The organism is Bradyrhizobium sp. NAS96.2 (assembly GCF_001908235.1).
Lineage (GTDB): Bacteria > Pseudomonadota > Alphaproteobacteria > Rhizobiales > Xanthobacteraceae > Bradyrhizobium.
Window position 1 is genome coordinate 1 of sequence record NZ_LGHK01000013.1, and the last position, 21,778, is coordinate 21,778.

At 63.4% G+C, this 21,778-nt stretch carries 22 protein-coding genes and 1 pseudogene; 12 read left to right on the top strand and 11 right to left on the bottom strand.

Annotated features, from left to right (window positions below; translation table 11 throughout):
- Window positions 1-291: 291 nt before the first annotated feature.
- Window positions 292-774, bottom strand: a complete 483-nt coding sequence (locus AC628_RS02480; RefSeq protein ID WP_074125190.1) for a CinA family protein — start codon at window positions 772-774, stop codon at window positions 292-294.
- 197 nt (window positions 775-971) lie between these two features.
- Between AC628_RS02480 and AC628_RS02485 the strand changes: the two genes are divergently transcribed.
- The 4 genes from AC628_RS02485 to AC628_RS02500 are packed head-to-tail and all read left to right on the top strand — an operon-like array spanning window position 972 to window position 4,188.
- Window positions 972-2,048, top strand: coding sequence for an amidohydrolase family protein (locus AC628_RS02485; protein WP_074125191.1), 1,077 nt, complete (start codon window positions 972-974; stop codon window positions 2,046-2,048).
- The gene (locus AC628_RS02490; RefSeq protein ID WP_074125192.1) at window positions 2,045-3,154 is read left to right on the top strand and encodes an amidohydrolase family protein; all 1,110 of its coding nucleotides are present in this window, start codon (window positions 2,045-2,047) and stop codon (window positions 3,152-3,154) included. The genes AC628_RS02485 and AC628_RS02490 overlap by 4 nt, the downstream gene beginning before the upstream one ends.
- The gene (locus tag AC628_RS02495) at window positions 3,154-3,567 is read left to right on the top strand and encodes a Rieske (2Fe-2S) protein (protein WP_016846808.1); all 414 of its coding nucleotides are present in this window, start codon (window positions 3,154-3,156) and stop codon (window positions 3,565-3,567) included. The genes AC628_RS02490 and AC628_RS02495 overlap by 1 nt, the downstream gene beginning before the upstream one ends.
- Window positions 3,568-3,618: 51 nt before the next feature.
- Window positions 3,619-4,188, top strand: a complete 570-nt coding sequence (locus tag AC628_RS02500; protein WP_083632538.1) for a class I SAM-dependent methyltransferase — start codon at window positions 3,619-3,621, stop codon at window positions 4,186-4,188.
- 90 nt (window positions 4,189-4,278) lie between these two features.
- Here the strand turns inward: AC628_RS02500 and tcuB are convergent, their stop codons facing one another.
- The 5 genes from tcuB to AC628_RS02525 all read right to left on the bottom strand — a co-directional run bounded on the left by tcuB (window position 4,279) and on the right by AC628_RS02525 (window position 10,329).
- Window positions 4,279-5,382, bottom strand: a complete 1,104-nt coding sequence (tcuB, locus tag AC628_RS02505) for a tricarballylate utilization 4Fe-4S protein TcuB (protein ID WP_074125193.1) — start codon at window positions 5,380-5,382, stop codon at window positions 4,279-4,281.
- Window positions 5,383-5,396: 14 nt separating this feature from the next.
- On the bottom strand, window positions 5,397-6,434 hold the full coding sequence (locus tag AC628_RS02510; RefSeq protein WP_074125194.1) for an alpha/beta hydrolase: 1,038 nt from the start codon (window positions 6,432-6,434) through the stop codon (window positions 5,397-5,399).
- 24 nt (window positions 6,435-6,458) lie between these two features.
- Window positions 6,459-7,859: an FAD-dependent tricarballylate dehydrogenase TcuA gene (tcuA, locus tag AC628_RS02515; RefSeq protein ID WP_210190148.1), complete on the bottom strand. Its 1,401-nt coding sequence runs from the start codon at window positions 7,857-7,859 to the stop codon at window positions 6,459-6,461.
- Window positions 7,860-7,937: 78 nt separating this feature from the next.
- Window positions 7,938-9,263 (bottom strand): MFS transporter, encoded by a 1,326-nt coding sequence (locus tag AC628_RS02520; protein WP_074125195.1) that lies wholly within the window; start codon window positions 9,261-9,263, stop codon window positions 7,938-7,940.
- A 166-nt stretch (window positions 9,264-9,429) separates the two neighbouring features.
- Window positions 9,430-10,329, bottom strand: a complete 900-nt coding sequence (locus tag AC628_RS02525; protein WP_074125196.1) for a transcriptional regulator GcvA — start codon at window positions 10,327-10,329, stop codon at window positions 9,430-9,432.
- 118 nt (window positions 10,330-10,447) lie between these two features.
- On the opposite strand from AC628_RS02525, the gene AC628_RS02530 reads away from it, so the two are divergent.
- Together AC628_RS02530 and AC628_RS02535 are read left to right on the top strand one after the other, a co-directional pair.
- The gene (locus AC628_RS02530; protein WP_074125197.1) at window positions 10,448-10,651 is read left to right on the top strand and encodes a DUF1127 domain-containing protein; all 204 of its coding nucleotides are present in this window, start codon (window positions 10,448-10,450) and stop codon (window positions 10,649-10,651) included.
- 70 nt (window positions 10,652-10,721) lie between these two features.
- Entirely contained in the window at window positions 10,722-11,345 is a 624-nt protein-coding gene (locus tag AC628_RS02535; protein WP_074125198.1) for a GNAT family N-acetyltransferase, read from the top strand.
- Window positions 11,346-11,575: 230 nt separating this feature from the next.
- Here the strand turns inward: AC628_RS02535 and AC628_RS02540 are convergent, their stop codons facing one another.
- Together AC628_RS02540 and AC628_RS02545 are read right to left on the bottom strand one after the other, a co-directional pair.
- Entirely contained in the window at window positions 11,576-12,406 is an 831-nt protein-coding gene (locus AC628_RS02540) for an enoyl-CoA hydratase (protein ID WP_074125199.1), read from the bottom strand.
- A gap of 159 nt (window positions 12,407-12,565) precedes the next feature.
- Complete coding sequence (locus AC628_RS02545) at window positions 12,566-13,267, bottom strand: SDR family NAD(P)-dependent oxidoreductase (RefSeq protein WP_074125200.1); 702 nt, start codon at window positions 13,265-13,267, stop codon at window positions 12,566-12,568.
- 71 nt (window positions 13,268-13,338) lie between these two features.
- Here AC628_RS02545 and AC628_RS02550 point away from each other — a divergent pair, with 71 nt between their 5' ends.
- From AC628_RS02550 to AC628_RS43715, 3 genes and pseudogenes are all read left to right on the top strand, one after another.
- Entirely contained in the window at window positions 13,339-15,120 is a 1,782-nt protein-coding gene (locus AC628_RS02550) for an acyl-CoA dehydrogenase family protein (RefSeq protein WP_074125201.1), read from the top strand.
- A 53-nt stretch (window positions 15,121-15,173) separates the two neighbouring features.
- Window positions 15,174-15,731 (top strand): annotated as a pseudogene (locus AC628_RS02555) (alcohol dehydrogenase catalytic domain-containing protein); the annotation flags it as partial.
- Between the two features lie 185 nt (window positions 15,732-15,916).
- Window positions 15,917-16,186, top strand: a complete 270-nt coding sequence (locus AC628_RS43715; RefSeq protein ID WP_168193291.1) for a hypothetical protein — start codon at window positions 15,917-15,919, stop codon at window positions 16,184-16,186.
- Here AC628_RS43715 and AC628_RS02560 read toward each other — a convergent pair.
- Both AC628_RS02560 and AC628_RS45100 read right to left on the bottom strand, forming a co-directional pair.
- On the bottom strand, window positions 16,183-16,593 hold the full coding sequence (locus AC628_RS02560; RefSeq protein WP_245320994.1) for a hypothetical protein: 411 nt from the start codon (window positions 16,591-16,593) through the stop codon (window positions 16,183-16,185). The two genes, AC628_RS43715 and AC628_RS02560, sit on opposite strands and share 4 nt — an antisense overlap.
- A gap of 115 nt (window positions 16,594-16,708) precedes the next feature.
- Window positions 16,709-17,269: an Mth938-like domain-containing protein gene (locus tag AC628_RS45100; RefSeq protein ID WP_245320995.1), complete on the bottom strand. Its 561-nt coding sequence runs from the start codon at window positions 17,267-17,269 to the stop codon at window positions 16,709-16,711.
- Window positions 17,270-17,533: 264 nt separating this feature from the next.
- On the opposite strand from AC628_RS45100, the gene AC628_RS02570 reads away from it, so the two are divergent.
- From AC628_RS02570 to AC628_RS02580, 3 genes are all read left to right on the top strand, one after another.
- Window positions 17,534-18,262, top strand: a complete 729-nt coding sequence (locus tag AC628_RS02570; protein ID WP_074125202.1) for an SAM hydrolase/SAM-dependent halogenase family protein — start codon at window positions 17,534-17,536, stop codon at window positions 18,260-18,262.
- Between the two features lie 296 nt (window positions 18,263-18,558).
- Window positions 18,559-19,248: a protein-L-isoaspartate(D-aspartate) O-methyltransferase gene (locus AC628_RS02575; RefSeq protein ID WP_245320996.1), complete on the top strand. Its 690-nt coding sequence runs from the start codon at window positions 18,559-18,561 to the stop codon at window positions 19,246-19,248.
- Between the two features lie 419 nt (window positions 19,249-19,667).
- On the top strand, window positions 19,668-20,585 hold the full coding sequence (locus AC628_RS02580) for a glutamate cyclase domain-containing protein (RefSeq protein WP_168193292.1): 918 nt from the start codon (window positions 19,668-19,670) through the stop codon (window positions 20,583-20,585).
- A 36-nt stretch (window positions 20,586-20,621) separates the two neighbouring features.
- Here the strand turns inward: AC628_RS02580 and AC628_RS45105 are convergent, their stop codons facing one another.
- Entirely contained in the window at window positions 20,622-21,116 is a 495-nt protein-coding gene (locus AC628_RS45105) for a methyltransferase family protein (protein WP_245320997.1), read from the bottom strand.
- Window positions 21,117-21,778 lie beyond the last annotated feature (662 nt).

The window sequence follows — 21,778 nt, forward strand, 5'->3', positions numbered from 1 at the left end:
CTTCGAGGCGACGGTGGCAACCGAAGCTGCCTGGCTGCTGATTGCACACATCAGACTCCTGACCCGCAGACTTGCCGCTGCAGATAGGGGGCGATGATTTATGAGTCAGACTCTGAGGTGCGCGCCTTGCGGCGCACTTGCGCCGCTGGGCGCGCCTCGAAGGATGCACGGCCCCCGCTGGTGGCCGTCGATCCTTCGAGACGCGCTTCGCGCTCCTCATCAGGATGACGGGGGGAGATCGAGTTCGTGAGCGAAGATTCGATGTCGTCGAGTGTCGCGCATGTGAAGCGATCACTGCGACAAATTCTTCAACAACAGCTCCAGTGCCGCCTTCGCGAACGCCTGCATGTTGGCCTGCCGGTCACCGCTTCCGGTTTCCAGCGTGATCACCTGTTGCTGCGGACCTGCGACCGCCATGCAGCTATGGCCGGCGGCATCGCCGTAGCGGTTGCCGGTCGGGCCGGCGGCGCCGGTCTCCGACAATCCCCAGTCGGTCGAGAGGCGCTCGCGGATCTGCCGCGCCAGCAGCTGCGCGTAGGGTTCCGACGACGAGCGCAGCCCGCGCATTGCGTCGTCCGGAATATCCATCAGCGCGCGCCGCGCGTCGCGGGTGTAGATCACGCCGCCGCCGAGGAAGTAGGCCGACGCGCCCGGTACGGCGAGCAGCGATGCCGAGATCAGCCCGCCGGTGGACGATTCCGCGACCGCAATCGTCTGCTTGTTCGCGATCAGTTTCGCGGCGACCTGTTCAGCGATGGATGTGAGTGCGTTCATCGGCGCTCTTTCTCGTTGCGTGCCATGAAATTCCTGTAGGGCGTTCTGTCTTCCTAGCACACCACATCGGTCCCTGCCGAGTTGCGGATCGCGGCACGGCCTGCTTGAATATCGGACAACAATCAAGCTGCGGCCTCACAAGGTGTTGTGAGCCTGCGCGGAGGAAATTCGCCGAGGAAACAAGCCGAGGAAACACCATGACGTCGCCGATCGCGGGCGGCGTGGATTGCGATCTGCATCCCGCCGTGCCTCACCTCACCAGCCTGCTGCCATACATGAACGATTACTGGCGCGATCAGGTGACGACGCGCGGCATGACGGATCTGATCTCGCAATCCTATCCTACCAATTCGCCGATCTCGTCGCGGCCGGACTGGCGCCCCGCGCAGGGCAAGCCGGGCTCGAGTCTCGCCGACATGCAGCGCCAGGCGCTCGACAAATTCGGCTCCGCGTACGGCATCTGCAATCCGCTCTACGGCGTGCAGATGGTGTTCTCCGAGGACATGGCCGATGCGTTCTGCCGCGCGCTGAACGACTGGCTGGTCAAGGAATGGCTCGACAAGGACGACCGTCTGCGCGGCTCGATCGTGATTCCGGTGCAGAGCATCGAGAAGGCGGTCGCCGAGATCGAGCGCTGTGCGCAGGACAAGCGCTTCGTGCAGGTGCTGATGTTGGTGATGGGCGACATGCCGCTCGGCAAGCGCCATTATTGGCCGATCTACGCCGCCGCCGAGCGGCTCGGCCTGCCGATCGGCATCCACGCCGGGAGCGCCTATCACAACCCGCCGACCTCGGTCGGCTGGGGCTCCTACCACATCGAGGACTATGTCGCGCAGGCGCAGGCCTTCCAGACCCAGCTCACCAGCCTGATCGTCGAGGGGGTGTTCGCGCGGCATCCGAACCTGAAGATGGTGATGCTGGAGTCCGGCTTCACCTGGCTGCCGCCGTTCCTGTGGCGGCTGCACAAGTTCTGGCGCGGCGTGCGCATGGAAACGCCGTGGGTCGACCGCGCGCCGCTGGAGATTGTGCGCAGCAACATCCGCTTCTCATTGCAGCCGGTCGATGCGCCGCCGGAACCCGACACCTTGAACCGGCTGTTCGACCATATGCAGTCGGACGAATTGATCCTATTCTCATCAGACTATCCGCATTGGCAGTTCGACGGTGACGAGGTGCTGCCGCAGGGGTTGTCGCCAGATCTGGTGCGCAAGATCATGATCGACAATCCGCATGCGACCTATCCGCGCCTCAAGGTGAAGGAGACGACGCGATGAATGTGCAGATTCGGGAGCGCCCGGAAGCGGCATCGTCAACCAGCATCAAGACCGCGATCGCCGATTGCGACATCCATCCGGCGCGCGCGACCAAGGACGAGCTGTTCCCCTACCTTGAAAAGCGCTGGCACGCCCATCTCGAAACCTTCGGCATCCAGGCCTATCAGGGCATGATGGAAGGCCCACCCTATCCGAAGGCGCAGCCCAACGCGTCGCGCCGCGATGCCTATCCGCCGGAAGGCGGCCCGCAGGGCTCGTCGCTGTCCTTCATGCAGAAGCAGCATCTCGATCCCAACAATGTCGCGCTCGGCGTGCTCAACCCGCTCGCCACCGGACAAGGGCTCCGCAACCAGGATCTCGCCGGCGCGATCTGCTCGGCGATCAACGATTGGCAGATCGAGAAATGGACATCCAAGGATTCGCGGCTGAAAGGCTCGGTCGTCGTCGCCAATGAGGACGGCGCCTCGGCCGCGGCCGAGATCCGCAGGCGCGCGGGCGACAAGAATTTCGTCCAGGTGCTGCTGCTGAGCCGCAATGTCGAGCCGCTCGGCCAGCGCCGCTACTGGCCGATCTATGAGGCGGCCCAGGAAGTCGGTCTCCCGATCGGCGTGCACGCCTTCGGCTTCGGCGGCAACCCGATCACCGCCTCGGGCTGGCCGAGCCACTATATCGAGGAGATGGTCGGGCATTCGCAGTGCCAGCAGACCGCGCTGGCGAGCCTCGTGCTCGAAGGCGTGTTCGAGCGCTTCCCGAAACTGAAGATGGTGATGGTCGAGGCCGGCTTCGGCTGGGCGCCGTCGCTGGCTTGGCGGCTCGACAAGGTGTTTTCGCGGCTGCATACCGAGGTGCCGCATTTGAAGCGCAAGCCGTCGGAATATATCCGCGATCACATCTGGTGGACGACGCAGCCGATGGAAGACCCGGAGAGCCGCGACCATCTGTTCCAGACCATCGAGTGGATCGGCTGGGACAAGCTGTTGTTCGCGACCGACTACCCGCATTGGGATTACGACGAGCCGTCGCGCGTGCTGCCGGCCGGCGTCAGCGACGCCAACCGCCAGGCGTTCTATCTCGACAATGCGAAGCAGCTTTACGGCGCCTCCTAATGGCAAGGCATGTGATCGCTCCCGTGGACGAGTTGCCGCCGGGTTCACGAAAATTCCTCGAGATCGACGGGCGGCCGATCGCCGTCTTCAACGTCAAGGGCGAGTTCTTCGGCCTGTTGAACCGCTGCCCGCACCAGGGCGCGGCGCTGTGCGAGGGACCGTTGATCGGGCTGGCATCATCGTCCGATCCCGGCGAGATCGAATACACCAAGCTCGGCGAAATCCTGCGCTGTCCCTGGCACGGCTGGGAGTTCGATATCCGCACCGGCCAGTCCTATTGCGATCCGCGCCGCTTTCGCGTGCGTGCCTATCCGGTCAGCGTCGAGCCGGGCACCAATGTGGTGAAGGGACCGTATGTCGCCGAGACTATCAAGGTCGCGGTGGAGAGCGACTACGTGGTGGTGGATCTGTAGCCGCGATCGTCCCGGAAGCCAGTTCACCGGAGATGGCAATCGGTGAGCGTGATGCGAAGCATTCTGTTGCGCGCGTTTGGCCGCCCGCAGGGCCTGCTGGGCAGGCTGGGCGGCGTCATCATGGCCCGCACCAATGCCGACTGCGGCGCGTGGGTGACGGATCTTCTCGAGGTCGATCCGGACGACCGCGTGCTGGAAGTGGGGTTCGGCCCCGGCATCGTCATTCAACGCTTGTCGAGTTTGGTGCCGGCCGGCTCCGTCGCGGGCATCGATGCGTCACAAGAGATGGTCGGGCAAGCTCGCGCACGGAACGCGACCGCGGTCGGGGATGGCCGTATCGACCTGAGGCTCGGCTCGGTGGAGCACTTGCCGTTCGATGACGCCAGCTTCGACAAGGCGCTGGCGATCAACTCGATGCAGGTCTGGCCGGACGCTGTCGCCGGACTGCTGGAGATCCGGCGCGTGATGAAGGCCGGCGGGAAGATCGCGCTCGGCTTCACGTCCTATTCCGGACAGCCCAGGGAAGGAGTGGTGGAGAAGCTTGAGGCCGCGGGCTTCACCGCGGCTCGCTTGGTGGACGCGGAGGAGCGGTTCTGTGCTTTGGCGACGAAAACCTCGTAGAGTGGGTTAGCGAAGCGTAACCCACCACTTTCGTTCAGTGTGACAAGAAGGTGGGTTACGCCTTCGGCTAACCCACCCTACATTCCACATTCACTCCGCCATCATCTGCCGTTCCCGCGCGTAGCGCACCAGCGCGACGAAGCGGTAGATGCCGTGCACGAACTTGCCGTAGGGCATGGTGATGAACAGCGCGAACACCACGCCGAGATGCAGCGCCAGCAGCGGGCCCATCGCGGCGCTCTCTCGCCACAACAGCAAGGCAAGGCCGGTGATGCTGGTCAGGAACAGCATCAGGATGAATGCGGTGTCCATGCCCCTGGCCTGCTCGTCGACCAGCGCGCGGTCGCGCTTCCATTTCTCCGACAAGAGCCCGATCGGGCCGATCACGAGGCCGACGCCGCCGAGCGTACCGAGCACCACCGGCAGGTCCCACCATGCATAGGGCGCCTCGCGCGCCAGCAAATAGTGGTAGAGCGTGCCGACGCAGGTCGCGGCGAAGCACAGCAGGAAGCCGTAGAACGTGAAGTGGTGATACAGCTTGCGCCGATCGGTCGGCTGGTCGTCCTCGTTGAAGCAGCCGACGCCGCCGCCGTCGAGATAGCGCAGCTCGCCGGCGTCGCGGACCGCCTGCAGCAGCGACTTCGCGTCGGTCGTCATGCCGACCGGCTCGCCGATATCGCGCCAGAACGCGCGCACGCCCATCGCCAGCGCCAGGATCGCGTAGAGCAGGGCTGCGCCGAACAGCAGCGCCATCACATTGTGCGGCATCAGTCTGTAGAACGCGCCCGGGCCGGTGTGGATGCCGGTGAGCACGCCGCGGTCGTTGATCGCGGCGAAGCCGAAGATGAAGGCGGCGACGCTGAGCGCCGCGATCAGGCTGATGACGAGGCCGTTGCGCGCGAACGCGCCCGAAAAAGCATGCGGCCAGGCATAGGCGGCATAGGATTCGGCGCGCGCGACCGCGAGCGTCTTCGGGACGTTGACGTTGAACTCGTGCGGCGGCGAGAACTGGCAGTCGGTGTAGCAGGCGCCGCAGGAATGGCAGAGATTGGCGAGATAGTTGAGGTCGCCGTCGGAGAAGGCGCGGCGCATCTCCATCGCGGGAAACACCGCGCACAGGCCCTCGCAATAGCGGCAGGAATTGCACACCGTCATCAGACGGTCGGCTTCCTGCAATGTCCTCGTCCCGTGCATCGCGCGTCGGTTTCCTATTTTTTGGTCAGCCCTTTGCCTTCCAGCCATGTCTGGATCAGGCCGGCGACCTCGGCGTTGTTCTTGTCCATCATCATCATGTGCGAATTGCCCTTGATGCCGGCCTTGGGCAGATCGACCACGTCGACGCTGCCGCCGGCGGCGCGGATGGCATCGGCGAAGGCGCCGCCGGTGGCGCGGATCTTCGGCCAGCGCGAATCGCGCTCGATATAGTCGCCATAGACCATCAGCGTCGGAATGTTCTTCAAGCTTTCGACCTTGGCGGGATCGCCGACGCCGGCCGGCTCGATCGCGATCAGCGCCTTCACCTTGTCGGGCCGCGCCTGCGCGACCTTGAAGCCGAACGTGCCGGCCTGGCTATGGAACAGGATGATGCAGGGGCCGACGCGATCGATCTCGGCGATGTAGGCCGCGATCGTCGCGTCATCGGTGGTGGTCCAGCGCGGCACGTTCTGTTTGACGAAGTTCTCGTAGCCTTCGTTCGGGAACTGGCTGCCGGGCATCAGCCGACGCTTGGTGGGATCGGGATCGTAGGAGCCCGGGCCGTCGCCGATGCGGAAGCGCTCGAACGGATTGGCGGTGGTGAGGAACACCGGCTCGCCCTTGAAGATGTCAGGGTATTGCGCCCAGCCGGCGCGGCCGCGCTCGACCGCGTCGGAACTGTAGACGCTCCAGCCCTTGCGCAGGAAATAGTTCAGCCAGCCCTCGCGGCCATCAGGCGTCGTCTCATAGGTGACGCCGGTCAGGCCGCCGCCATGCCACAGCAGCAGCGGATAGGCGCCCTTCTCGTTTTGCGGCAGGAAGTACTGCACGTACATCTGCTCGACCTGGTAGGTGCCGTTCGGATCGACTTTTGCGGGCACGCCGCCGGGCGTGAAGGTGACTTCCTTGACCGGCTTTCCCGTAATCTCGACCAGGCGGCCGCCGACATGGAACGAGCCCATGTCGCGCAGCGCGATCGGCTCGGCGGCGTTGCTCGTGGTCGACGCCATCAGCGCGGCAGCCGCAGCGGCGACAATCGCAAGACGTGACATCGCTCCTCCCCAATCGCGCGAGGCTCAGTTCCGCGCATTCTTGGCCGCTTCCCGCCCGGCGACACGGCCGAACACGCTGCCGATGGTCATGCCGATGCCGGCGGCGTAGCCCTTGCCGAGCACGTTTCCGGCCATGATCTCGCCGGCGGCGAACATGTTGGCCGACGGCTTGCCGTCCTTCATCAGCATCCGCGACTGCTTGTTCACGCGGGTGCCGAGATAGGTGAAGGTGATTCCGGGCCGCACCGGATAGGCGAGGTAGGGCGGCGTCTCGATCTTGCGCGCCCAGTGCGTCTTGGGCGGCGTGATGCCTTCGGTACGGCAGTCGTCGAGGATGGTGTGATCGAACGTTCCGGGCTGCACCGCGGCGTTGAAGTCGGTGATGGTCTTTTCCAGCGCGGCCGCGTCGAGCTCGAGCTTGCCGGCGAGCTCGGCGATCGTCGCGCCCGCGATCGGCGGAAACAGCGTCGGCATGAAGCTCGTCACGACGGTCGAGTCGAAGATGATGTAGGCGATCTGGTCCGGCTGCGCGGCGACCAGGCGGCCCCAGATCGCATAGCGCTTCGGCCAGATGTCCTCGCCCTCGTCGTAGAAGCGCTCGGCATGCTTGTTGACGACGATGCCGAACACGACCGAGTCGTGGCGCGTGATGATGCCGCCGTCGAATTTCGGTGCGCGGGCGTCGATCGCCACCGCATGGCACTGCGTCGGATCGCCGATATCCTGCACGCCCTTGGCGAGCAGCATCTTCAAGATCGCGCCGCGATTATAGGGCGTGCCGCGGATCAGGAAATTGTCGGCGGCCTCGCCCCAGTATTGCTTCAGCCATTCGATATTGGCCTCGAAGCCGCCGGCGGCCGCGACCAGCGTCGAGGCGCGCACCTCGGTCCTGCCGCCGACCGGCTGCTTCAGCTGCGCCGACAGGAACATGCCGTGCTCGATATTCAGATCGATCACCTCGGCATCGTAGAGAATGTCGACGCCGAGCTCCTCGGCGGTGCGGTACAGCGCGTTCAGCATCGCCCGGCCGCCGCCGAGGAAGAACGAGTTGGTGCGGCCGAGGCTCAGCGTGCCGCCGAGCGAGGGCTGCCAGCGCACGCCCTGTTCGACGATCCAGTTCAAGATGTCCTTGGACTCGTGGATCATGAAGCGGGCCAGTTGCTCGTCGGTCTGGCCGCCGGTCACCAGCAACAAATCGTTCCAGAATTCCTCCTCGGTGTAAGGACCGGTGAGGATCTCGGTCGCCGCGTCATGGGCGCAGCGCATGTTGCGGGTGTGGCGGGTGTTGCCGCCGCGGTAGAATTTCGGGGCGCCTTCCAGCACCAGCACGGAGGCGCCGGCGCGCCGTGCGCTGATCGCAGCGCAAAGGGCGGCGTTGCCGCCGCCGATCACCAGCACGTCGAACCTGCGTGTCAGATCAACCATGCGTTCTTGTGATCGTTGTTGGCATGGAAAGCAACATGTCGGGGCAGGCGATCGGCCTGCCCCGAATGCATATGCCAATCAGGCAGCGACCGTCTTGCGCTGCTCGATGGTCTGGCCGCCGCGATAGACGATCAGCGCGGCGATGATGCCGAGCGCCGCGCCGAACATCAGCCAGTAGGCCGGCGAGGCCTTGTCCTGGCCGGTCATGGCGATCAGCTTGGTCGCGACAAACGGGGTCGACGTGCCGAAGATGCCCGCCGCCAGTGCGAACGCGATCGAGAAGCAGGTGGTGCGCACATGCGCCGGCACTATCTCGACCAGGCATCCCAGCATCGTGCCGCTGTAGACGCCGAAGTAGAACGAGAACATCATCTGCACCGCGAGCAGCTTCCCGAGCGTCGGCTCATGCGAGAGCCACGACAGGGCCGGGTAGGCGGTGACGAACGACAGGCCCGCGATCGCGAGCAGCACCGGCTTGCGGCCAATTCGGTCCGACAGCGCGCCGCCGACCGGATTCCAGATGAAATTCGTCACCGCAACGAGCAGGGTCACTAGCAGCGTCCCGGACGCCGACAGATGCAGCTCCTTGCCGAAGCCGGGCGCATACACCGTGATGAAATAGAACGTCGTGGTGGTCAGGACCGCGATCATCATGCCGAGGATGACGATGCGCCAGTTCTCGATCGCCGAGGCGAACACTTCGCTCGGCGTCGGATGCTTCTTCATGGCGAGGAAGGCCGGCGTCTCCTCAAGCGAACGCCGCAGCATGAAGATGACGGGGATGATGATGCAGCCGACGAAGAACGGGATGCGCCACTTGGCGATGCCGCCGATCGCATCCAGGAATGTGTCGCCGGGCATGACCTCCCGCAGAACATAGCCGATGATCGCGGCAACGAAGATCGCGACCTGCTGGCTGGACGATTGGAACGAGGTGTAGAAGCCGCGGTTGCCGGGCGTCGCGATCTCGGAGAGATAGACGGAGACGCCGCCCAGCTCGACGCCGGCGGAAAAACCCTGGATCAGCCGTCCGATTAGCACGATGATCGTTGCGGCAATGCCGATGGATGCGTAGGGCGGGCAGAACGCGATCACCACCGTGCCGAGCGCCATCAGCGCGAGCGTCACGATCAGGCCCTGGCGGCGGCCGATGCGGTCGATGTAGGAGCCGAGCACGATCGCGCCGACGGGGCGCATCAGCGCGCCGAGCCAGAACACGCCATAGGCGTTGAGCAGCGCAGCGGTCTCGTTCTGGGCGGGGAAGAACGCTTTCGCGATGTCCTGCGCATAGAAGCCGAACAGGAAGAAGTCGAATTGCTCGAGGAAATTGCCGCTGGTCGCGCGCAGGATGGCGCCGAGACGTGACTTGATTTGCGGTACTTGCGATGGACTCGACTGCGACATAACGCCCTTTCCTCCCCGTGACGAAACGGCCGGCGCAAATTGTCTCGCCGGCCAAGGCAGTTGACTGCCATATGCGGCAATTTGGCATGCCCATCCGGCGTGACCAACCCGAAATCGCGCCGCCGCTATCGGAAAAAAGCCGTAGAGAAAAACTGCGTGCGCCGCATCAGGCCGTGGTATGCGCCGTGGCGCCGAGCCAGGAGCGGAATGCCGACAGCTTCGGTGAATCGGCGCGTCCCTGCGGCGTGACCAGATAGAAGCCGGCGTCGGCCGGCAGCGCGATCTTGAAGGGAACCACGAGGCGGCCCTTGGCGATGTCGTCCTGCACATAGGAGGTGCGGCCCATCGCGATGCCGATGCCGTCGATCGCGGCCTGGATCGTCACGAACAGCAGATCGAAGGTCACGCCCGGCTGCTTGGAGATGTCGGTCGGCAGTCCGGCCGCAGTCAGCCACAGCCGCCAGTCGTCGCTGTTGGCGTTGCTGGTGTGCAGCAGCACGTGATCCCTGAGGTCTTCAGGGCATTTGAGTGGCCTGGTTCCCTGCAGCAGCGATGGACTGCACACCGGAAACAGCTCGTCCGCCATCAGCCAGTCCGCGCGCAAGCCGGCCCATTGGCCGCGGCCATAGCGGATCGCGGCGTCGACCTTGTCGCGCTGGAAGTCGACCAGGCTGGTCGAGGTGGTGATGCGGACATCGATGCCGGAATGCGCCTCCTGGAAGGCCGACAGCCGCGGCAGCAGCCATTTCGCCGCGAGCGATGCCAGCGTCGAGACCGTCAGCACGTGATCGTCATCCCGGCGCAGCAGGCGATCGGTCGCGAGCCTGAGGTCGTTGAAGGCGGCGCGGACGCCGGGAAGGTATTCGGCAGCCTCCGGCGTCAGGCTCAGCGAGCGGTTCTGGCGGATGAACAGGCGGACGCCGAGCTCCTCCTCCAGCCGGCGGATCTGATGGCTGATCGCGGTCTGCGTCACGTTCAGCTCGGACGCCGCCAGCGTGAAGCTCATGTGCCGCGCGGCGGCCTCGAACGCCCGGAGGCCGTTCAGTGAGGGCAGGCGGCTGGTCATCCCTGATTTGCCTCCAGTCGCATGACTTTAATTCATGCGAAGCGGTACAAAGTGTCGTTTGTGAACGGGCCGAATGGCGCAGATATTACAGCCAATAGGTTAGCGATTGGAGCCGCAAATGTCCATTTTTACCCATGAATCGATGACAAATCATCATACGCCGGGCCTTTTGAATCAGGTCGGCGAGACCCTTCACGTCTGGTGGGAGCGCTATGAGCGCCGCCGCGAGCTGTCGCAGTGGACCGAGCGCGATCTGCACGACATCGGCATGTCCCGCAGCGACGTCGTGTTCGAGACCGAGAAGCCGTTCTGGCGGGCCTGAGAGGGACGCCTTCGCCGGCGCTGCCTCTGTGGAGGGGCGCCGGCCAATTTCTTCACCCGAGGAGCGTGTCATGACTGCGCTGCATCTCGACGATCTCAAGCAATACTCTGATGTGCTGCGCGCCAAGAACGGCAGCGAGATCAAGGTGCGCTTCGTCGAGCCGCGCGACCGCGAGGAGCTGCAGAGCTATATCCGCTCGCTCTCCGCGGGGTCCCGTTACAACCGCTTCCTGGGTGCGTTGAGCGAGCTGCCGAAGACGGAGCTCGAGCGTTTCGTTCACGTCGGCGAGGCTGACCGGTTTACGGTGGTCGCGACGATGCTGGTCGATGGTTTTGAGACCGTCGTCGGCGAAGCCCGCTACGCCTTCCATGCCGATACGTCGAGCGTCGAGTTCGGCCTGTCGATCGATGACCGGTGGCAGGGCCACGGCATTGGCAAGGCGCTGTTGAAGAATCTCGAATGCCGCGCGGCGTCCTTTGGAGCCGAGCGCATTTTCGGCGACACGTTGCGGTCCAACGCGACGATGATCGGCCTCGCCCGCAAATCCGGTTACGCCTTCGCTGCAAGCCCCGGCGACTGGAAGCTGGTGCGCTTCGCGAAAGAGATCCACGTCGAACCGCAAGACATTCCCTGTGCCAGCTGGCGGCTTGCCGCCACTTCCCGCTCGGCCGCGATGTCCTCGCTTGCGGTTTGACTGACTAGGCCCGGTTCTGGCCCCTCCAGAACCGGGCCCTTTTCTTTGGATATCGCTCCATCCGGGCTACGAGCTTGATTACCTCCCCTTGAAAAGGGGAGGTCGCTTTGCTCGCGAGAGCAAAGCGGGTGGGGATCAGCTCTCTCCGCATAGCGCATCGCCTGCGGCTGGGACCCCCATCCCGACCTTCCCCCTTTCAGGGGGAAGGAGAAGAGACGGGCGCTACGCGGCTAGCTTCCCCGGAACACCGGCTTGCGCTTCTCGATGAAGGCCTGCACCGCTTCCTTGTGATCCGCGGTCGTGGTGAGCCGGATCAGCCGCTCGGCCTCGTGGTCGCGCGCGGTCGCGAAATCGAACTGCTGCGCTTCGTCGAGATTGTCCTTCATGTAGCGCAGCGCCAAGGTCGGGCCTTCGGCGATCGATTTCGCCAGCGCAAACGCCTCGTCGTGCAGCACTTCGTCCGGCACCACGCGGTTGACGAGGCCGATCTGCTCGCACCTTGCGGCATCGACCTTCTCGGACGTGAACATCAGTTCGCGGGCGCGCGAGGTGCCGACCAGGCGCGTCAAAAGCCAGGCCATGCCGTAGTCGCCGCTCAGCGCCACGCGCAGATAACCGGTCGAGATGAAGGCGGATTGCGCCGCGATCCGGATGTCGCAGGCCATCGCGATCGCAAGTCCGGCGCCGACCGCGGGGCCGGGTAGGGCGGCAATGGTCGGCTTGCGCACCGAGGCCAGCGCGCCGGTCAGCAGGCGCTGCCGCTCCTGCAGATCCGCGACCTTGTCCTCATAGGACATTTCGAGCTTCTTCGGGTCGCGATTGGCGCCCATGCCCTTGACGTTGCCGCCGGCGCAGAACGCCTTGCCGGCGCCGGTGACGAGCAGCACGCCGACCTCGGGGTTCTCGCCGCAGGTCCGGATCATCGTGCGCAGCGCCGGCGTCAGCGTGTCCGACAGCGAGTTGCGCGCATCGGGGCGGTTCAGCGTGATGACCGCGACGCGGTCGCGGATCACGCAGAGCAGTTCGTCGGTGCCGGTCTCGATCTTGATTTCAGCGGTCATATTTCCTTCCCCTGTTTCCTTCGTCATTGCGAGGTGCGAAGCGCCGAAGCAATCCATCTCACCGCTTGTGGTGGCATGGATTGCTTCGCTCCGCTCGCAATGACGAATGCGGCGGATGGGCCGCCTGAACGTTACGCCGCTTACATGATCTCCGTCATCTCAAAACTTCTCAACCCAGGGCCGCAATTCCAGCTCCCAGGTCCAGGCGCTGCGCGGCTGTTGCAGCACGTTCCAGTAGCTCAATGCGATCGCGTCGGGATCGAGCATCGAATCCGGCTTGTCGGTGGGCTCGGCGCGCGCGGCGCTGCGGATGCCGCCGTCGATCACGAAATGCGCGACATGGATGCCCTGCGGCGACAGTTCGCGCGCCATGCTCTGCGCCAGCCCGCGCAACGCGAACTTGCCCATCGCGAACGGCGCCGATTGTGCATAGCCCTTCACGCTGGCGGAGGCGCCGGTGAACAGGATCGCGCCTCTCTTGTTGGGCAGCATGCGCTTTGCCGCTTCCTGTGCCACCAGGAAGCCGCCGAACGCCGAGACCGCGATCGCCTGCTCGACCTCGGAGGGGACGAGTTCAACGAACGGCCCGCGCGAGCGGCCGGAGGCGTTGTAGACCACGAGATCGGGTGTTCCGATTTCGCGCTCGACCAGACCGAACAGACGTTCGACATCCTCGGCCTTGGTGGTATCGCAGGCATAGGCCCGCGCGCCGGTTTCGGTGCAGAGCGCGCCGAGCTTTTCGATGCTGCGGGCGCCCAGCGCCACGCGAATTCCCTCCCGCGAAAATAGCCGCGTCAGCGAGGCGCTGAGGCCCGCGCCGGCGCCGACGATCAGGGCGATCTTGTACTTGGGAATATCCATTGGGCTTTCCTTTGCTCGGCCGGAGGAGGATAGTCGTGCCCAAACAAATGAGCACCGCAGCCGGGAATTCAATGCAGCCGCACAAGCACGATCCGAAAACGTCGTCCACCAGCCAGCCGGGTCTGCTGGCGCCCGACACGACGGGAATGAATTTCTACCGCGCCGATCCGGCGCTGACCGACCTTCTGAAACTGCATCTGCCCGAGGCCTTGTTCCGCCACATCGAGCCACATCTCGACCGGCTCGGCGGCTTGGCCGGCGGTTACCTCGACGAATGCGCGCGGCTTGCCGACCGGCACACGCCGGTGCTGCACCAGCGCGACAAGTTCGGCCGCGACGTGCAGACCATCGAGTATCATCCGGCCTATCGCGAGATCGAGAAGGCTGCGTTCGGCGAGTTCGGCATCCACGCGCTGTCGATCCGCAAGGGCATCATGGGCTGGCCCGACAAATATCCTGTGGTGGCCAAGCATGCCTTCACCTTTCTGTTCAACCAGACCGAATTCGGCATGGGCTGCCCGATCAACGTCACCGACGGTTGTGCAAAGCTGCTCAACAATTTCGGCAGCGAGGCGTTGAAGGCGAAATATCTCGACGGCCTGACCCAGACCGACATGAGCAGACTGACGCAGGGCGGCCAGTTCATGACCGAGAAGGAAGGCGGCTCCGACGTCGGCACGCTGACCACGCGCGCCGTACAGGACGGCGACCACTGGCGGCTCTATGGCGAGAAATGGTTCTGCTCGAATGCCGATGCCAAGGTGGTGATGCTGCTGGCGCGCCCCGAGGGCGCGGGGCCGGGCACGAAGGGCGTCGGGCTGTTCCTGATGCCGCGTTTCCTCGATGACGGCTCGCAGAACCACTACCGGATCGTGCGTCTGAAGGACAAGCTCGGCACCCGCTCGATGGCCTCCGGCGAGATCAAGTTCGACGGCGCGATCGCCTATGCCGTCGGCAAGCTCGACCGCGGCTTCGTGCAGATGGCGGAGATGGTGAACTCGTCGCGGCTCTCCAACGGCGTGAAATCGACCTCTTTGATGCGCCGCGCCTGGCACGATGCCATCACCGTGGCGCGGGGCCGCGTGGTGTTCGGCCAGCGCATCATCGATCTGCCGCTGGCGCGGCGGCAGTTGATGAAGATCATGATGCCGACCGAGCAGGCGCTGTCGATGAGTTTTCTCACCGCGGACGCGCTCGACCGCGCCGAGGCCGGCAGCCAGGATGCCGCGGCGCTGCTCCGCATTCTGACCCCGACCTTGAAATTCCGTGCCACCCGCGATGCCCGCAAGGTCTGCGGCGATGCGATGGAGATGCGCGGGGGCATCGGCTACATCGAGGAATTCGTCACGCCGCGGCTGCTGCGCGATGCGCATCTCGGCTCGATCTGGGAGGGCACCGGCAACATCGTCGCGATCGATGCGCTGAAGCGCGCGGTCGGACGCCATGGCGCCGACAGCGCGCTCGCCGCCGATCTGCATGCGCGGCTCGACGATAGTCCCAACGTGCCGGAGGCCTGGCGCAACCGGCTGCGTGAGCTCAGCGATCGCGCGATCGCGTTTGCGCGCGAGGTCGCGAGCCGCATCGACAATGAGGGCGATGCGCGACGCGCCACCAGCCTGCTCTATCATGTCGCAAGCGCCGTGGCGCTGGCGTGGGAAGGCGGACGCATCCACGAGATGCGCGGCGACGCGCGCCGGCTGTTGCTGTCGCGGATGGTGGTCGATCACCGCGTGACGCCGGGCGATCCGTTCCGGCTAGCGGAAAATACCGTTCAGCGCAGGATGACTGAACATCTGCTCGGCGATCGCGCCGTCGGCATGGCCGAGGTTGGCGAATTGCTCGCCGCAGCGTAGGCTGCGGCACGAGCGCACTTTTCAAACAATCAAAAACGTCAAGGGAGACCCCGATGAAGGCCGCCGTCCTGCATGAAGTCAATCAGCCGCTGGTGATCGAGGATGTCAGTGTACCCAATCCGGGGCCGCGCGAGGTCCTGATCCGCACCGCGGTCGCGGGCCTCTGCCATTCCGACCTGCACTTCATGGAAGGGCTTTATCCGCATCCGCTGCCCGCCGTGCTCGGCCATGAATCAGCCGGCGTGGTCGAGAAGGTCGGCTCCGACGTCAATTACGTGAAGCCCGGCGATCACGTCGTCACCTGCCTGTCGGTGTTCTGCGGCACCTGCGACAATTGCACCACCGGCCGCACCGTGCTGTGCACCGACACCACGGTGAAGATGCTGCCCGGCGCCTCCAACCGTCTGTCCTGGGGCAGGAAGGAGAAGCTGAACCAGTTTCTCAATCTGTCATCCTTCGCCGAGCAGATGCTGGTGCATGAGAACGCGATCGTGAAGATCAAGAAGGAGATGCCGCTCGATCTCGCCGCGCTGATCGGCTGCGGCGTCATCACCGGCTACGGCGCCGTCGTGAACACCGCGAAGGTGACCGCCGGCGAGACCGTGGCCGTGTCGATCGCCACCGCATGGCACTGCGTCGCCGGCAAGACGACGCTGTTCAACTGCCTGTCGCGGCTCTACCAGCCGTCGTCCGGCGACATTGCCGACGCGGCGCTCGAAGATCTTGGCGACCTCGACCGGCAGCGGCGCGCCGCGACTCGCTGCGCCTCGCCTGGGTCCGCCGCGGCGAGAGCGACATGAACAAGAAGGTGCACGACATCAACGTCACCGATGGGTGCGCCAAGCTGCTCAATAATTTCCGAAATGCCGAAATTCGCGCAGACCCGCCGCACGGCGTCGGCGAGGATGTCGATGCCGCGCAGCATCTTTCCGCGCGCCTCGGTGGAAAATTTGACATCCTTGGCAGCCATCGTGTTTCTCCCTCGTCAGCTTCTTGTGTTCGTGCTTCCCCGTTGATTGCCGGAACTAGCAACTATCAGGTGCCCGTTCTCCCCCCCGCTCTCTAGCACCACACGACTCCGTCGGTGGCCTCTTTCCCAAAGAGCTCCTCCACGTGAAAGCAGGACTCTTCTGACGGCTGATATCGATTCTGGCTCCGGATTCTTGCCACAACATCAGGCCGGGCATTCTCGAGCCAGGCCATGGCCTCTGGCCCGTCGACGATACACTCGAAGGAGTTCCAGCTGAGATCCTCCAGGGAGTCTGGTTGAAGTCGCTTCGCCGCATACTCGATGAGGTCATGCAAGCGTTCGTATCCTTTCCGGCGCTCGAGAGAGCTTGCGACCGCCGCGCTGGACCACTCATGCTTGGCCAAATCGACAATGCTTGGAGCATCAACCTCATTGAACCACGGCGTGGCATCGAACTCGAGACAGACGACATTATCGGCAGTATGGCAGGTAGCGTGGATCATGGCGTCCCTCCGTTTCGCCGGGGCGGACTGCGTCGGATGAGCTTTCAGCCGAACATCTTTTTCCCGGCCATCAACACTGCATTCGGATCATACCTCCTGTTGGCATTCGAGAAAGTCAACAGGTCACGTGAAAGAGCCCGATCCTTCTTGCGCGCGACCGGTTGAACATCTGGATCGCCTCGGGTGTCGGCTTCAACAAGACCTCGCAGCCCTTTCTCTCGAAATAGGCTTCAGCCTCCGGTGACAGGTGCACGTTGCCCATCTGACCCGAGCCGATAACGACTTGGTCGCACCCCCTTTCGAAGAGGAATCTTGCCTCGTCTTCTGAAAGCACGTGCGAAGTGCCATGCAGTTTCTTTGATAGCTTCTTTTTCCGCTTCACAATCTCGCCGGAAAGGCGAACGACCACGTCGTGCTCATAAGTTTTTCCGTCAATCGTGATCGTGCCAAATGTGGTGCTGTCAATCTTCATCGTGACCTCCTCCCAATCGGACTCATGCTCCAACACACGGCAGTGAGGCGCCTCTCCGCCGGCAACATCGTTGCTCACGCGCGTTCCCGTCTGCCGGTCCGGATCGGGACGCGCCGCTGCCCCCAGCTGCCCGGGCATGCCTCGAACAAGCCAGGGATTGCGGTAGCGCAAATACCGCAGCAGCCGTCGCCTGTGAGCCGCCAAGTGGTGCTTCCAAACGTGCAAGTTCGGCCATAGAGTTCGCGGTGTGGACCACTGGGCAATTCCCAGTTACTTGCCGACGGCGGGACGGAGAGTTGCGGACGATGTCCAGCTGGGGCTCGCCTGCGGGTACGAGTGCCCGCGGCGTCCGCATTTTACTCCCTGTAGGGCGAAGATCGTAAGCCGATCCGTCGATAATCTCGGCCGCTGAGGTCTGTGAGCACCGTAAACTTGCGGCGCGGGGGACCACGGGAGCAAGCTGATAACATGATTGTGCTGTTCACGGATTTCGGGCTGCACGGCCCGTATACGGGTCAGGTGAAGGCCGCGCTGCACCAGATGGCACCGGGCGTTCCCGCTATCGACCTCTTCGCCGATGCGCCCATGGGCAATCCGAAGGCGTCGGCGTACCTTCTGGCGGCTTATGCCGCCTGGTTTCCGGTCGGAACCGTCTTTCTCTGCGTCGTCGATCCCGGCGTCGGCGGGACACGCCCGGCCATTGTGCTTGAGGCCGACGGCCGGTGGTACGTCGGCCCCGGCAACGGCTTGTTTGAGTTGGTCCTGCGCCGCGCCAAAAAGACGCGCAGCTGGGACATCGACTGGAGGCCGGAGCGCCTCTCGGCCAGCTTTCACGGGCGCGACCTTTTCGCACCGGTCTCAGCCATGCTGGCGAACGGCGAGCCTCCACCCGGACAGCCGCGCAAGGATGGCGCGGACCGCCGGGCAGACTGGCCGGACGACCTCTGCGAGATCGTTTACGTCGACCGCTTTGGCAATGCCATGGCCGGGTTAAGGGCAGCCATGATTCCGCCCAACGCCAGGCTTGCCGCGGCGGGTCGAGTATTGGAGCGTAAGAGGACCTTCAGCGATGAGCCACCAGGCGGAGCCTTTTGGTATGAGAACTCGAACGGGCTCGCCGAAATCGCCGTCAACCAGGGGCGCGCGGACCGCGATCTTGGTCTCGCGATCGGCATTCCGGTCGAGATCGTCTCTTGAAGGCAGGCGGTTCCCTCACAACTTTGATCTGGACGATGCGCATGCTAAGAAAACAGAGCTCGAGAACGGATTGGCCGAAGCCACGAAGGCTCCACGTCAAGCCACCAGCGACTGGCAATAAGCGACTGGCCGATCAGACCCGCAAGATTCTCGGCAGACACTATGCGAGCAAATACCGGGTGCAGTAATCGCGATCATCTTGAATCCCAGTCCCCCGATCAGGAGGCGGGCGAGGCACATCGAGGACAAGAATGTTGTGGAGCCTACAAACCCTATCGTTTGGGGCAGTCGTTATCTTGGCCGGTGCCGTGCTGGTTACGGGTTCCACTGCACAGCAAGGCGCCGCCGACCGCCAGCGGATGGTCGAAGAGATCGACGAAATGCTGGCGTCGGGCGGGGGAACCCGTGGTGTGGCTCGGCTGGCTCCGCATGTGCGCGCCGCAATGACAGAGGTGCCGCGACACGAGTTCGTGCCGCCTGAGTACAGGTCCGCAGCTTATAGCAACTCACCGCTCCCGATAGGCCATGGCCAAACGATCTCACAGCCGCTGATCGTCGGGCTGATGACGGAACTGCTGCAACTGGCGAAGACGGATAAGGTCCTGGAGGTGGGCACCGGGTCGGGATACCAGACCGCAATCCTATCCGTGCTCGCAGGCGAGGTGTACACGATCGAGATCGTACCAGAGCTCGGCAAAATGGCCCGTGCCAACCTCGAACGTCTGGGCTACCGCAATGTTTCGACAAAAATCGGCGATGGCTACCAGGGCTGGGCGGAGCATGCGCCCTTCAACGCCATCATCGTAACCGCAGCTCCCGACCACGTTCCACTGCCGCTCATCGCGCAACTAAGGTCTGATGGCCGCATGGTTATCCCGCTTGGCGGCTTCTACCAGGAGCTTACGCTGTTGGAAAAACACGCCGACGGGACGACCACAACTACGATCATAGCGCCCGTCCGCTTCGTGCCTCTGATCCGGGAGTAGCTTTGCACATCTCGGTGCGCCGCACCGGAGCATTCTGTTCTCGCAAACCGATTGTCCCAGCCTCGCGCCTCTTCACGATCAGGGCTATGCTCGGTGGGCCGCATGAAGCTTTGGCCCTGGTGGCGGCTCCCGGGTGCAAGAAATGAGCTGCACGGCTTTCGTTGGCGATCAAATGACGCATGGCGGCCAAAAGGGTTTCGGCATGACTAAGCATGCGCGATCTGGGCACGCGACCCGATCGCCGCGTTTCCGTTTCCTGCAGAAGCTCGAGGCCGAGAAGAACGATCGCAAGGACCGCTCTTGCATCAAGGACCCAAAACAGTCCGTCGAAGAGCTGTTCCATCCCGGGAAGCCAACACGAACCTGACGAACTATCCCTGGATGCGCTGCAAGTCGAGGTGGAGACAGTGAATGAGTCCGTGGCCCGGATCGAGGCGATCATTGGGCGCAAAGTCAAACGCGACATCAGCCAGATGACCGAGTGGGCAAAAGGCAATCTCGCCCGCGCCGCAGAGGCCATCATGAACACGCCCAACGCGCACGTTGGCATCGTCACCGGGTTCTATATCCAGCACGCGGAGCCGCCTTCTCCGGAAACGGATGGGCTCGGCGGGATGGCGCATCTGGCCGCGGGCCTCGCAAATGCGGGGATTCCGGTAACGGTCATTACCGATGCACCGTGTGCAAAGGCGGTGTGGGCCGTAGTCGATGCGCTGCCGGCATCCGTGAATCTTGAGGTCGTGTCGACGACAGAGAATTCGGTTCTCCGCTTACGACAGTACCTGGAAACGGGCGATCGACCGATCACTCACTTGATCGCAATTGAGCGGGCTTCTCCGGGTTCGGATGGAAAGCCTCATCGGGAGCACGGATGGGATATGTCGCGCGAAACGGCGCCGCTCCATCTTCTCTTTAGCGAACCCGCCGCGAAGCGTCGCTGGCTCACGATCGGTATTGGGGACGGGGGCAATGAAATCGGGATGGGATCCCTGCCCAAGGAAATCATCGAACGCGGAATTCCCAACGGCAAGGTGATCGCAGCAACGACCCCGGTCGATGTGCTCATCGTCGCCGGCGTGTCGAACTGGGGAGCTTATGGGCTCCTTGCTGCAATGGCCTGCACCAAGCCGGTGTTGCGGGACGCTCTTCTACGCTATTTCAATCGCGATATGGATCACCTGTTCTTGTCGGCGGCGGTGGAGACCGGGCAGGCGGTTGATGACAGCCGGGTCGACAATCCCGGGCGACCGCAGATGAGTGTCGATTGCATACCCTGGGAACAGCACGCGACGCTTCTTGAGGAGATCTCCGCCGTCGTGGAGTCGCAGCCGAGCTGATCACCTCGGGTGTTGGGGCAAGTACTCAAAAATTGATCATGTCCGTTCGGCCCCCAAGAGCGACGCAAAGGCAGATAGGCCGAGATCGAGGAATGGCCCATAGGCGGACAAATATGCCGGTGCCGTCTTCTCACACCCAGCGCCGCACCCGAGCGACATAGCCGTCATAAGCGCGCCGAACTGGCGGCGCATCTTGGCTTCCTCGAAGGGGATGTGGACCCAATTGACAGTGGCGAAGACAGCAAGGGGCGCCATGAACATCGGCCAGGCTCCGATCCATACGGCAATGCCCAGGGCGAGAATGACCAGACCCAGATACATTTGGTTACGGGTGAACTGATAGGGACCGCGAGTGACAAGTTTGCGATTGCCGCCGACCACCCGGGGAAGAACACGGATTCTTCCGCGTTCGGATCGAACGAGCGGATCTGCGAGATCTGACCTGAGTCCGGACTGCAGCGGTGAAGCCGAACTTTGCCTTCGGAGGGTAACCGCCGACCCATGAATGCCGGAAATGCCGGAACGAATCATTCAAGCAATCGCGACAATCGGGTGTTGCAAGCACACGCAAGCACGCCACGGCGGCCCTCCTTACTCCGCGTTACGTTACCGCTATGGCTCTCTCAGCCATCGATCGCCCACGGAAATTGAAGGCTGGACTAGAATTGGGATGAGCCACGACAGGTTCGGCTGACAGGCGAAGTTATCGATAGATCAGCAAAGCGCCGAAGAGAGTTCGCGATTGCAAACTGGGCGTGTTCGCGTGGAGAGAAACTCGGTTCCACCGGTAGCTAAAACGGTGGGTTTTGGCCCGGTAAGGTCGAAAATGCTTTATCTTTCAATGGGGATTGACTGACACTCTCTCCGCCAAGTTTTTCGAATATTCGTCTGAAAAATATCAAAAAAATAGATTTTTGATTCTGTCGTTCCCACCCGGCCCCCCACCTGCGATTTTTTTGTCAATGGGGCCGCTATTCGGGAAAGGCGTTCTTACTACGAACCTGCAAAAGGCCAATTTCGAGCCAGCAGGACCCCTTAAGTCACCGCTTAACTCGGTCCTCGACGGCCTGTTTTGAACAGGGCGATGGGAGGAAATTGCAAGCTTAATCCGGATGCCTCCGTCGTAATCCGGATCGCTCTGGCACTGACTTGCGACCGCGTCGATGATTGAGCGGGCGCGGGGCCATGGCGTA